The 11,887-nt window shown below is 67.7% G+C and carries 13 protein-coding genes; 4 read left to right on the top strand and 9 right to left on the bottom strand.

Going from position 1 to position 11,887, the window contains the following annotated elements; translation table 11 throughout:
* Positions 1–81: 81 nt before the first annotated feature.
* From PMI14_RS29295 to PMI14_RS29285, 3 genes are all read right to left on the bottom strand, one after another.
* Positions 82–504 (bottom strand): universal stress protein, encoded by a 423-nt coding sequence (locus tag PMI14_RS29295; protein ID WP_007860510.1) that lies wholly within the window; start codon positions 502–504, stop codon positions 82–84.
* Positions 505–620: 116 nt separating this feature from the next.
* On the bottom strand, positions 621–1,466 hold the full coding sequence (locus PMI14_RS29290; RefSeq protein WP_007860503.1) for a metallophosphoesterase: 846 nt from the start codon (positions 1,464–1,466) through the stop codon (positions 621–623).
* Positions 1,467–1,478: 12 nt separating this feature from the next.
* Positions 1,479–2,483, bottom strand: a complete 1,005-nt coding sequence (locus tag PMI14_RS29285) for a LysR family transcriptional regulator (protein ID WP_007860501.1) — start codon at positions 2,481–2,483, stop codon at positions 1,479–1,481.
* Positions 2,484–2,611: 128 nt separating this feature from the next.
* On the opposite strand from PMI14_RS29285, the gene PMI14_RS29280 reads away from it, so the two are divergent.
* From PMI14_RS29280 to PMI14_RS29265, 4 genes are all read left to right on the top strand, one after another.
* The gene (locus PMI14_RS29280; RefSeq protein WP_007860500.1) at positions 2,612–3,037 is read left to right on the top strand and encodes a hypothetical protein; all 426 of its coding nucleotides are present in this window, start codon (positions 2,612–2,614) and stop codon (positions 3,035–3,037) included.
* 215 nt (positions 3,038–3,252) lie between these two features.
* A complete protein-coding gene (locus PMI14_RS29275; RefSeq protein WP_007860497.1) occupies positions 3,253–3,693 on the top strand; it encodes a hypothetical protein in 441 nt (146 codons plus the stop codon).
* A 248-nt stretch (positions 3,694–3,941) separates the two neighbouring features.
* Entirely contained in the window at positions 3,942–4,301 is a 360-nt protein-coding gene (locus tag PMI14_RS29270; RefSeq protein ID WP_007860496.1) for a YciI family protein, read from the top strand.
* A 57-nt stretch (positions 4,302–4,358) separates the two neighbouring features.
* Positions 4,359–5,564 carry an RNA polymerase sigma factor gene (locus PMI14_RS29265; protein ID WP_202948984.1) on the top strand — a complete coding sequence of 402 codons (1,206 nt, stop codon included), beginning with the start codon at positions 4,359–4,361 and terminating at the stop codon, positions 5,562–5,564.
* Positions 5,565–5,631: 67 nt separating this feature from the next.
* Here PMI14_RS29265 and PMI14_RS29260 read toward each other — a convergent pair whose 3' ends face one another.
* The 6 genes from PMI14_RS29260 to PMI14_RS29240 form a co-directional block, all read right to left on the bottom strand.
* Positions 5,632–7,494, bottom strand: a complete 1,863-nt coding sequence (locus PMI14_RS29260; protein ID WP_007860494.1) for a phosphoenolpyruvate carboxykinase (GTP) — start codon at positions 7,492–7,494, stop codon at positions 5,632–5,634.
* A 287-nt stretch (positions 7,495–7,781) separates the two neighbouring features.
* Positions 7,782–8,489, bottom strand: a complete 708-nt coding sequence (gene queC, locus PMI14_RS29255; RefSeq protein ID WP_007860493.1) for a 7-cyano-7-deazaguanine synthase QueC — start codon at positions 8,487–8,489, stop codon at positions 7,782–7,784.
* A 91-nt stretch (positions 8,490–8,580) separates the two neighbouring features.
* Positions 8,581–8,727: a hypothetical protein gene (locus PMI14_RS35375; RefSeq protein WP_007860492.1), complete on the bottom strand. Its 147-nt coding sequence runs from the start codon at positions 8,725–8,727 to the stop codon at positions 8,581–8,583.
* 65 nt (positions 8,728–8,792) lie between these two features.
* The gene (locus tag PMI14_RS29250) at positions 8,793–9,992 is read right to left on the bottom strand and encodes a threonine ammonia-lyase (RefSeq protein WP_007860491.1); all 1,200 of its coding nucleotides are present in this window, start codon (positions 9,990–9,992) and stop codon (positions 8,793–8,795) included.
* Between the two features lie 88 nt (positions 9,993–10,080).
* On the bottom strand, positions 10,081–11,361 hold the full coding sequence (locus PMI14_RS29245; protein WP_007860490.1) for a TRAP transporter large permease subunit: 1,281 nt from the start codon (positions 11,359–11,361) through the stop codon (positions 10,081–10,083).
* A gap of 4 nt (positions 11,362–11,365) precedes the next feature.
* Positions 11,366–11,872, bottom strand: a complete 507-nt coding sequence (locus PMI14_RS29240; protein WP_007860489.1) for a TRAP transporter small permease — start codon at positions 11,870–11,872, stop codon at positions 11,366–11,368.
* Positions 11,873–11,887: the final 15 nt, after the last annotated feature.

Here is an 11,887-nt window from a genome sequence, read left to right as displayed (position 1 = left end):
CCGCGCCTAGCATCCCATCCCGAAAAGGGACTTGCGCGGCTTCAAAAAGATCTTGAACAGGTTCTAAGGGTGTGCAGTGGCTCAGCGCACCAGCAGCACCGGCACCTTGCAGTGCGCCAGCACCTGGGTCGTGACGGAACCCACGACCAGGGTGGCGAGGGCGCCGTGGCCGTGCGAGCCCATCACCAGCAGGTCGTAGCGACCGGAGTCGGCCACCTTGGCGATGGTTTCGCCGACATGGCCGACCTTGACGATGGTCTTGGCCTGCACGCCCTGGCGGGAGATGAACTTGACGACCGGGGCCAGGACCTTGTCGGCCTCCTCGGCGTGGTAGGTGTCCACGGCCTCCTTGCCCAGGGCCGAACGGGCGCGGGCGGGCAGGGGGGCCTGCACGGTGAGCACCGTGTAGTCGTGTTTCGGGCCCAGCAGCTCCTCGTGCGCAGCGAGGTAGGCGAGCATTTTTTTCGTGTAGGCGCTGCCGTCGACAGCGAGCAGGATGTTCATTCGAGTTCTCCTAGTTGGTATGACAGACCGTACCTTGCGCTGTCGGTTGTTGTCTTGACCTGTGTCAGGCTTTTCGATCCTGCGCTTGGCAAGGGAGCGGCTCCCTCGCCAGGCCATCATACGGTCACGCAGTAGCGGGGCCGGAAGGTTTCCTGTTCCCCATTGCGGGCATAGCCCAGCGGGTTGGCCACCACGCGGCATTCCCAGGGGCTGCCATCGGCGCGCACGCCCTGGGCGATGTAGTCGCTGGGCGCATGCAGGTGGCCGTGGATCCAGACCTGGGCATCCTGCAGCAGCTCGTCGAGCACATTGCAAAAGCCCGCCGTGCCGGGCACCACGCCGTAGCGCGGGTCGGCGCTGCGCAGGCTGGGCGCGAAATGGGTGATGGCCACCGTGGTGCCGTCGAAGGGCGTGGCCAGCGCCCCGCGCAGCCACTCGGTGCATTCGAGTGCCAGCTCGCGCATGGGTTCCGCCAGGAAGGGCTCGCCATCCTTGGTGCCACCGGTCTTGCGCAGGTAGTGGTTGGCCGCGCGGAAGGCCTTCTCGCGCAGCTTCAGGCGCCGCGCGAGGTCGGTCACCTGGGCATCGTCGGCCAGCGCGTCGTAGTCGGCCCACAGCGTGGTGGCCACGAAGCGCACGCCATCGAGCACCAGGGTCTCGCGCTCCAGCATGCGGATGCCCAGGCGCTCGCAGGTGGCGCGCAGGCGCTGGTGGGCGGTGTCGAAGTCGAGCGCATCGTACTCATGGTTGCCGGGCACGAAGAGCACCGGCGTGGGCCAGCCCGCGAACTGCGGCAGCGGGGAAAACCGCGCCAGGCCGAAGTCCTCGTCCTGCATGCGGCCGCCCTCCTGGTAGGAGCCGATGTCACCCGCCAGCACCAGCAGGTCGGCACCCGGCGCGGGCTCGGGCATGAAATCGGGGTTGGCTTCGAGGTGCAGGTCGGACAGGATCTGGATTTGCATGGACCCCGCAGTCTAAGGCGTGATGCCGAACGACGTGCCCGCCGAATGGCCGGGCTCTCCCTGCGGAAACGCGCGCCGGGCCGAACGCGCCAGCGCCGACAGCAGCCAGCCCATGGCCGCCTCCTGCGTGCTGTTGCGGCGCCACAGCGCGTCCACGTGCACCGGCGGCACGTCGAAGGGCAGGCTGCGCTGCACCAGGGCGTCGGCGATCCCGGTCACCGGCACGAAGTGGCGCGGCAGCACGGTGAGCATGTCCGAACCCGAAACCACCCGGCCGGCGGTGAAGAACTGGTTCACCGTGAGCACCACGCGCCGGCGGCGCCCGAGCGAGGCCAGCGCCTCGTCGATGAAGCCGAAGGGCCGGCCCGAGAAGCTCACCAGCATGTGGCGTGCCTCGCAGTAGGCATCGAGGGTCAGCGGCGCATCCGCCAGCGGGTGGCCCTGGCGCATCACGCACATGTACTCGCTGTCGTACAGGCGCCGGCTCTCGAACGAGACCATGCCGCCCGATTGCGCGCGCGCCGTGAGGTCGGCCAGCACGGCCGGGAAGTAGCCCACCGCCATGTCGGCGGCCTCTTCCTCGAGCAGGCGGCGCGGGTCGCGCGTGGTCAGGGGCACCACGCGCACTGCGACGCCGGGTGCCTCGCTTTCGAGGATTTCCACCAGGCCGGGCACCAGCGTCGCACCCGTGGCATCGGCCATGGCCAGCACGAAGGTGGATTCGGCCGTGGCCGGATCGAAGCGGCCGGGCGACAGCGATTCCTGCAGCTGCGTGAGTGCGTCGCGGATGGGCGGCCACAGGGCCAGGGCCCGGGGCGTCGGCTCCACCCCCTGGCCGCTGCGCACCACGAGGTCGTCGCCCAGCACCTCGCGCAGGCGGCGCATGGCATTGCTCACGGCCGGCTGGGTCAGCGAGAGCTTGTGCGCGGCCTTGGTCAGGCTGCGCTCGGCCATCACTTCGTCAAAAACCCGGAGCAGGTTCAGGTCGAGCGAGCGGAAGTTGAGGCGGCTGGGCATGGCGTCAAATCATCACGAGTGTGAATATCAATGATTCAACATATAAATTTGAAAGACTAAAGGGTAAACCCTAGTATTGCGCCATCGCCCGGGCAATGTCGCCAAAAGCGCTGAATAGGGGAACCGAAATGACCAATTTTGTACACGTGGACTATCCAACCGAACATCCAGGCGTGGTTCGCGCCGAAAACGCCGCCGCGGCCCTCAAGGGCATCGCCGCAGGCTTCGACAGCGCCCGGGGCGCTGCTTCCCTGATGCTGGCCGCCGTGGTCTCCGGCCTGCTGGTGCTGGCCAACCAGGTGGTCGATAGCTGGACCGAAGGCCACCTGCTATCGGCCTGGGTCGTGCTGTGGCTGGTGGCATTCGCCGCCCTGGCCCTGCTGTCCGCACCGGCCCGCCGTGCCGGCCTGGAACTGCGTGCCGGTGTCACCCGCTGGGCCGAAAGCCAGCGCCATGCCGCCGAAGACCGCCGCACCTGGCAGGTCGCCCTGCGCGATCCGCGCATCATGGCCGAGCTGAACCACGGCCTGACCGACATCCGCAAGTTCTACTGAGCCGCCGCTCCTGCCCCCGGGCAGGGCCGACCTCGACCTTCAAGCCGTGGCATGCCACGGCTTTTTTGTGGCCGACTACCCAGGGGGAGGCCGGCAACATCACTGCAGTGAATGGCGGTAATTCAAGATATAAACTTGATAACACATGGGGTAAACCCTAAGATTCAGCCACTCGCCCGGCAATGTCGCCACAAGCGCTGATAAGGGGAAACCAAATGACCAGTTTTGCACACGTTGACTATCCAACCGAACACTCGGGCGTGATCCGCGCCCAGAACGCCGCTGCCGCCATCAAGGGCATCGCAGCCGGCTTTGACAGCGCCCGTGGCGCCGCCTCCCTCCTGCTCGCCGCCATCGTCTCCGCCCTGCTGGTGGTGGCCAACCAGGTGATCGACACCTGGAGCGAAGGCCACCTGCTGGCCGCCTGGATGGTGCTGTGGCTGGTGGCGTTCGCCGCCCTGGCCCTGCTGTCGGCCCCTGCACGCCGTGCCGCCGCCGCCCTGCGCGTGGGTGTTGCCGGCTGGGCCGAAAGCCGCCGCCGCGCCGCCGAAGACGAGCGCACCTGGCAAGTCGCCATCCGCGACCCGCGCATCATGGCCGAGCTGAACCACGTCATGGGCGTGCGCACGGTGAACGACCTGCGCGCTGGCTACTGAGCGGGCCCTGCTCCTGCCTGCCGCACGACGGCTGGTGGAATCTGAAAAAGCCGTGGTATGCCACGGCTTTTTTCATGGGCGCTTGCGGGCCGTGGTGGGACGCGGGACGTGGAAACGGACAAAATAATCGGGGCGCATGTCGAAAAAGCCGATGCGACGGCGTCCTTGGTGTACCGGAGACCCCTGGCGTGCAGCGCCGCACCGGGCGGCTCCGGAGTCCTGACGTTCACCACTTCCAAGGAACCACCATGAAGTACATGCTCCTGATCTACAGCGACCCCCAACGCGAGCCCGCCTACGGCACGCCCGGCTTCCAGGCCATGATGGCCGGCTACTTCGCGCTGAGCGCGAAGATGCGGGACGATGGCGTCCTGGTGGCCGGCGATGGACTGCAAGGGATCGAAACCGCCACGTCGCTGCGCATCCGTGGCGGCAAGGTGGAAACCATGGACGGCCCGTTTGCCGAAACCAAGGAACACCTGGGTGGCTACTACGTGGTCGAGGTGCCCGACCTGGATGCGGCCCTGAAGTACGCGCAGGCCGTTCCCACCGCAAGCTATGGCACCGTCGAGGTGCGGCCGCTGATGGTCTACGACACGGCGGCCTGAGCCAGCCGCATTGCCTGGCCGCCGACCATGGGCCCATCCGCCTCAGCAGCGGTCGCCGTGACCCAGGCCCTGAACCGCCTGGCACGCGAGGACCGGGGGCGGCTGATGGCGGCGCTGATCGCCCGGCTCCGGGACTTCCAGCTGGCCGAGGATGCCCTGCAGGACGCCATGGAGTCGGCGGTGTCCCACTGGAGCCGCTCCGGCATCCCGTCGTCGCCCCTGGGCTGGCTGCTGCGCGTGGCCTACCGCAAGGCGCTGGACCGCATCCGCAGCCACCGGACGGCCGACCGGATCGGCGACAGCCTGCTGGTGCTCGCGGGCGGCGAGGCCCACGAAGTGGAGACCGACGAGATTCCGGACGAGCGCCTGCGCCTGATCTTCACCTGCTGCCACCCGGCGCTGGAGCAGAAGTCGCAGGTGGCGCTCACATTGCGCGTGGTGGCCGGCCTGTCCACCGCGCAGATCGCCCGGGCCTTCCTGGACCAGGAGGCCACGATGGGCCAGCGCCTGTCGCGTGCCAAGGCCAAGATCGCCGCGGCGCGCATCCGCTATGCGGTGCCGGAGCCGGCCGAATGGCCCGAGCGCCTGGCCGCCGTGCTCGCGGTCATCTACCTGGTCTTCAACGCCGGCTACTCCGCCGGGCCGCAGCGGGGGAACGGGCTGGCGCAGGAGGCCTTGTACCTGTGCGCGCTGCTGGACCGGCTGCGCCCCGGCGAGGCGGAGATCGAGGGCTGCCTGGCCCTGCTGGTGATCAGCCATGCCCGCCGTGCGGCCCGCACGGATGCCGGTGGCCAGACCATACCGCTGGGCCAGCAGCAGCGCGGGCTGTGGAAAACGGAAGAAATCGCCGCAGGTGCGGCGGTCCTGGAGCGGGCATTGGCCCGGCATGCCCTGGGGCCTTACCAGCTCAAGGCCGCCATTGCCGCCTGCCACTGCGAAGGTGAGCACTCGGACTGGGCGCAGATCGCCCTGCTCTACGACCGCCTGCTGGCCTTCGAGCCCACCCCCGTGGTGCGGCTGAACCGGGCCGTGGCCCATGCCGAAGCCGGTGCGCTGGATGCCGCTTTGGCCGAGCTCGAGGACATAGCGCCGGGCCTGCAGGGCTACCAGCCCTTCTTTGCCGCGCAGGCGGAGCTGCTGGTGCGCAAGGGCTTGCACGCCCGGGCCCGCACAGCCTACGAGACGGCCCTGGCGCTGGCTCCCTCGGAGGCCGATGCCGCGTGGCTGGCGTTGCGCCTGGGTCGACTCGCCGACAAGGGATAGGGACCTCCAGCCCAAAAAAAAGCCGCCCTGGCAGGGCGGCTTTGCTGTCGCAGGTGGGCTCAGGCCATCAGGCGGCCAGGCGCTTTTCGATGGCAGCCTTGGTGTCCAGCAGGGCCTGGGGCAGGTGGTAGGCCAGTTGCTCGAAGTGCGTGGTGTGCAGCTTGAGCTCTTCGGCCCAGGCGGCCTTGTCGATGCTGGTCACGGTGTTGAACTGGGCGGCGCTGAAATCCAGGCCCGACCAGTTGATCTCGGCGTAGGCCGGTGCCACGCCGAACATGGTTTCCTCGCCGGTGGCCTTGCCTTCCAGGCGGTCGATCATCCACTTGAGCACGCGCATGTTCTCGCCGTAGCCGGGCCAGACGAACTTGCCGGCCTCGTCCTTGCGGAACCAGTTGGTGGTGTAGATGCGCGGCTGGGTGGCGCCCGAGGCAGCCAGCTTCTCGCCCAGCGTCAGCCAGTGCTGGAAGTAGTCGCTCATGTTGTAGCCCATGAAGGGCAGCATGGCGAAGGGGTCGCGGCGCACCACGCCCTGCTGGCCGAAGGCCGCAGCGGTGGTTTCCGAGCCCATGGTGGCGGCCATGTAGACGCCTTCGGTCCAGTTGCGTGCCTCGGTCACCAGCGGCACCGTGGTGGAGCGGCGGCCGCCGAAGATGAAGGCGTCGATCTTCACGCCCTTGGGGTCGTCCCAGGCGTCGTCGAGCGCGGGGTTGTTGGTCGCAGCCACGGTGAAGCGGGCATTCGGGTGGGCCGCCTTGGCGCCGGTCTGCTTGGCGATCTCGGGGGTCCAGTCCTTGCCTTGCCAGTCGATCAGGTGGGCGGGCTGGCCGCCGGTGTCCTTTTCCATGCCTTCCCACCAGACGTCGCCGTCGTCGGTCAGGGCCACGTTGGTGAAGATCACGTCCTTGTCCAGGCTGGCCATGCAGTTGGGGTTGGTCAGCGTGTTGGTGCCTGGGGCCACGCCGAAGTAGCCGGCCTCGGGGTTGATGGCGCGCAGGCTGCCGTCGGCCTGGGGCTTGATCCAGGCGATGTCGTCGCCGATGGTGGTGACTTTCCAGCCGCTGAAGGCGTCCGGTGGCACCAGCATCGAGAAGTTGGTCTTGCCGCAGGCGCTCGGGAAGGCCGCGGCCACGTGGTACTTCTTGCCTTCGGGGTTGCTCACGCCCAGGATCAGCATGTGCTCGGCCAGCCAGCCCTGGTCGCGGCCCATGGTGGAGGCGATGCGCAGCGCGAAGCACTTCTTGCCCAGCAGCGCATTGCCGCCATAGCCCGAACCGTAGCTCCAGATCTCGCGCGTCTCGGGGTAGTGCACGATGTACTTGGTCTTGTTGCAGGGCCAGGACACGTCCTGCTCACCGGCGGCCAGGGGCGCGCCCACGGTGTGCACGCAGGGCACGAACTCGCCGTCCACGCCGAGCACGTCGTACACGGCCTTGCCCATGCGGGTCATGATCTTCATGTTCACGGCCACGTAGGGGCTGTCGGACAGCTCGATGCCGATGTGGGCGATGGGCGAGCCCAGCGGGCCCATGCTGAAGGGCACCACGTACATGGTGCGGCCCTTCATGCAGCCGTCGAACAGGGGCTGCAGCGTGGCGCGCATCTCGGCCGGGGCCATCCAGTTGTTGGTCGGGCCGGCGTCTTCCTTGGCGGCCGAGCAGATGTAGGTGCGGTCTTCCACGCGCGCCACGTCCGATGGGTCGGACCAGGCCAGGTAGCTACCGGGGCGCTTGGCGGGGTTGAGCTTCTTGAAGGTGCCGGCGTCCACCAGTTGCTGGCACAGTCGGTCGTACTCTTGCTGGCTGCCGTCGCACCAGTAGATGCTCTCGGGCTTGCACAGGGCGGCCATGTCGGCCACCCAGGCGAGCAGCCGGGCGTTCTTGACGTGCGAGGGGGCGTTGAGATTCAGGCCCTGCATGGTGGGTGCGTTCATCGGGAGCTTCCTAAGTTGAAAAACAGTCTTTTCAAAGGAAGCGTCCCGGGGCACGGGGCGAAAGGCCTGGCGCAGGTGCGGATGCTGAGCGCTGCCTTTGAAAAAACGGCTTTCTTGCTCAGTCGGCGGGCGGGGCGCGGTTCATCCCCACGGGGTGGAGGACGGATTCCACGGATTCCGCGGGTCGGCTGGGATGTCGATTTTATGAATCTGCCGCCAACTTGTCTGTCAGAAAGGTCCTAAAACCATGCAAAAAAAGCATGGGGTTATGCGGACCTGACGATGGTTCAGCCGCGGCCGTTCCCTGTCCAGCGCTCGTAGCCCGCCTTGCGCAGGGCGCAGGCGGGACAGGTGCCGCAGCCGTAGCCCCAGGCGTGGCGCTCGCCGCGCACACCGTGGTAACAGGTGTGGGATTCCTCCAGGACCACGTCCACCAGCGCCTGACCGCCAAGGTCCTTGGCCAGTTGCCAAGTCTCGGCCTTGTCCAGCCACATCAGCGGCGTCTCGAAGGTGAAGCGCTGGCCCATGCCCAGCGACACCGCCACCTGCAGCGCCTTCAGGGTGTCGTCGCGGCAATCGGGGTAGCCCGAGAAATCCGTCTCGCACATGCCGCCCACCAGGGTGTGCAGCCCGCGCCGGTAGCCCACGGCGGCGGCCAAGTTGAAGAACAGCAGGTTGCGCCCGGGCACGAAGGTGTTGGGCAGACCGGCGGCCGTCATCTGGATCTCGGTCTCGCTGGTCAGCGCCGTGTCGCTGATGCGGCCCAGCACCGCCAGGTCGAGCATATGGTCTTCGCCCAGGCGGCCAGCCCACTCGGGAAAACGCTCGCGCATGGCCGCCAGCACGGTCTGGCGGGCGGTGAGCTCGATGTGGTGGCGCTGGCCGTAGTCGAAGCCGACGGTCTCGACATGGGCGAAATGCGTGAGCGCCCAGGCCAGGCAGGTGGTGGAATCCTGTCCACCGGAGAAAAGAACCAATGCGCTTCCGGGTCTCATGGCGAACTCCAGGCTGTGGATGAAAAAAAGGGCAAAAAAAAGCCCCGCTGCGCGGGGCTTGCCATGGGGCGTGTGGGGCGCTCCGTGGCGATCAGGCCATGTTCACGGCGATGAACGCCAGCAAAAACATCATGATGCCGCCCACCACGGGCAGCACGATGGGCATCAGCGGGACCACGTTTTCCACGGCGTCGGCCGGATGTTCTTCAGGGGCGTGCGGGGTGTTGTGGTCGGACATGGCGGGGCTCCAGGTGCTTAAAACTTGGCCAATTCTAGCCGGTGTGCGGGGCAGGCCCAAGCCCGTCAGATCAAGACGGCCTCCATGCCCCCGTCGTGCAGGTGTTCCAGCACCTCTTCGATATGGGCCTTGCCGCGCGTCTGCAGCACCAGCTCGATCTCCACGTTCTGCGCGGCGAGCATGGTGAAGGCGCGCTGGTGGTGCACCTCCTCGATGTTGGCGCCCGTGTCGGCCACCATGGCGGTGATGCGCGCCAGCACCCCGGGCACGTCGCGCGCGCTGACCTTGACGCGTGCCAGCCGGCCCGAGCGCACCATGCCGCGCTCGATGATGGCGGCCAGCAGCAGCGGGTCGATGTTGCCCCCGCACAGCACCAGCCCGACTTTCTTGCCCTGGAAGCGCTCGGGGTAGCGCAGCAGAGCGGCCAGACCGGCGGCGCCCGCACCTTCGACCAGCGTCTTCTCGATCTCCAGCAGCATGAGCACGGCCTGCTCGATGTCGCCCTCGTCCACCAGCACCAGGTCGTCCACCAGCCGCTTGACGATCTCCTGCGTGATCTTGCCCGGCGTGCCCACGGCAATGCCTTCGGCGATGGTCGAGGTGCCCTGCGGGTGCTGTGTGCCCTGGATGGCGTTGACCATGGCCGGGAAGCGCGTGGTCTGCACGCCCACGATCTCGATGCCCGGGCGGATCGCCTTGGCCGCCGTGGCCACGCCCGAGATCAGGCCGCCGCCGCCTACCGCGATGACCAGCGTGTCGAGGTCGGGTACCGCCTGTAGCATCTCCAGCCCCAGTGTGCCCTGGCCCGCGGCCACGGCTTCGTCGTCGTAGGGGTGCACGAAGGTAAGGCGGCGCTCGCCGGCCAACTGGTAGGCGTGCGCGCGTGCCTCTTCGAGTGTGTCGCCATGCAGCACCACCTCGGCCCCGAAGCCGCGCGTGCGCTGCACCTTCACCCCCGGGGTGAAGCGCGGCATCACGATCACCGCGCGCAGGCCCAGGCGCTGCGCATGGTAGGCCACGCCCTGGGCATGGTTGCCGGCGCTCATGGCGATCACGCCGCGCGCCTGCTCCTCGGCGCTCAGTTGCACCAGCTTGTTGCAAGCCCCGCGCTCCTTGAAGGAAGCGGTGAACTGCAGGTTCTCGAACTTGAGGAAGACCTGCGCGCCCACGATCTGCGAGAGCGTCTTGGACTCGACGCAGGGCGTGTCGAGCACATGGCCCTGGACGCGGGCGGCGGCGGCGTGGATGTCTTGGAGGGTCAGCATGGGTGCCATTGTGGCGCCGCAAGGCCCCCTTGTGCGCTGACCGGGGGCCTTTTGTTCCGTTGGCACGCCGCCCCGGCGGCACCGCCCCCTAACGGGTGAAGAAGCGCAGCGGCACCATCACCAGCTGCGGGAACAGGGTGAGCAGCAGCAGCACCGCTGTCTGCGCCAGCAGGTAGGGCATGACGGCGCGGATCACCGGCTCCATGCGCTCGCGCGCGACCCCACAGACGACGTTGAGCACCGTGCCCACCGGCGGGGTGATCAGGCCGATGGCGTTGTTCATGATGAACAGCACGCCGAAGTACACCGGGTCGATGCCTGCCATGCGCACCACCGGCATCAGCACCGGCACCAGGATCAGGATGGTGGGCGCGAAGTCGAGCGCCGTGCCCACGGCGAAGATCAGCGCCATGATCACCAGCATCAGCAGCACCGGGCTGCCCACCAGGGGCTGCAGCATGTCGGCCACCACCATCGGGATGTTGGCGGCGGCGATGAGCCAGGCCGAGACCTGGGCCGCCGCCACCAGGAACATCACCACGGCCGAGGTTTTGGCGCTGGCGAGCAACAGGCCGTAGAGCTGCGACCAGCGCAGCTCGCGGTACACCGCGAAGCCGATGAAGAGCGCGTAGAACACGGCCACCACAGCGGCCTCGGTGGGGGTGAAGTAGCCCGCCTTGAGCCCGCCCACGATCAGCAGCGGCAGCAGCAGCGCCCAGAAGCCCGCCACGGTGGCCGAGATCCGCTGGCGCAGGGGCATGCGCTCGCCGCGCGGCATGTCGTCGCGGTGGGACTGGTAGATCCAGGTGAACACCAGCGCCAGCGCCATCATCAGGCCCGGCACGATGCCGGCGATGAACAGCTGCGTGATGGAGATGTTGCCCACCACCCCGAGCATCACGAAGCCGATGGACGGCGGCAGCACCGGCGCGATGATGCCGCCCGAGGCGATCAGCCCCGACGCGCGCGGGATGTCATAGCCGGCCTTGCGCATCATCGGGATCAGCAGCGCAGCGACGGCGGCCGTGTCGGCGATGGCCGAGCCCGACAGCGAGGCCATGACCACGCAGGCGAAGATGGCCACATAGCCCAGCCCGCCCTTGAAGTGCCCGACCCAGGCACCGGCCACGTCGACGATGCGCCGCGAAATGCCGCCGGCATTCATGAGCTCGCCCGCGAGCACGAAGAAGGGAATCGCCATCAGCGGAAAGCTGTCGGCCCCGGAGAGCATGTTCTGCGCGATGATCTGCGCATCGAACAGGTCCATGTAGAACATCATCGCCATGCCGCAGGCGATCAGCGAGAAGGCGATGGGCACGCCCAGGGCCATGGCGGCCAGCAGCGAGAGCACGAAGACGGCGACGACCATGGTGTTAGGCCCCTTCTTCGCTCACGGCAACCAGCGACGCGGGGCTTACCCGCCCGCTCAGCAGCCGCGCGATGTTGACCACCGTCATCACCCCGATGGACACCGCGCACAGGTAGGCCACCGAATACACCACGCCCAGCGAGATGCCGGTCACCAGGCCGGTGTTGGCCATGTTGAGCGCGTGCTGGCGCAGCAGGCCCCACAGCTGCACCGCGCAGCAGGCCAGCGTGATGCACTGGGCCAGCAGCACGGCCGCGAACAGCGCCTTGCCCGAGAGGCGGTGCACCACCATGTCCATGCCCAGGTGGCCGCCCTCGCGCATGGCGAGGATCGCGCCCAGGAAGATCAGCCAGATGAACATGAAGCGCGAGAGCTCCTCGGAGATGTTGATGCCCGAGTCGAACAGGTGGCGCAGCACCACGTTGCCGAAGACCATGACGCACATGGCGGCCAGGCACAGCACGACGACCCCCTCCAGCGCCTTGAAATACCAGTGGATGAGTTGCTTCATGGAAAGTGGGCGGAA

Source organism: Acidovorax sp. CF316, assembly GCF_000276605.1.
In the GTDB taxonomy this organism is placed as follows: Bacteria; Pseudomonadota; Gammaproteobacteria; order Burkholderiales; family Burkholderiaceae_C; genus Acidovorax.
Note: the sequence above shows the minus strand (reverse complement) of the source record. Positions and strands in the feature narration are given on the sequence as shown.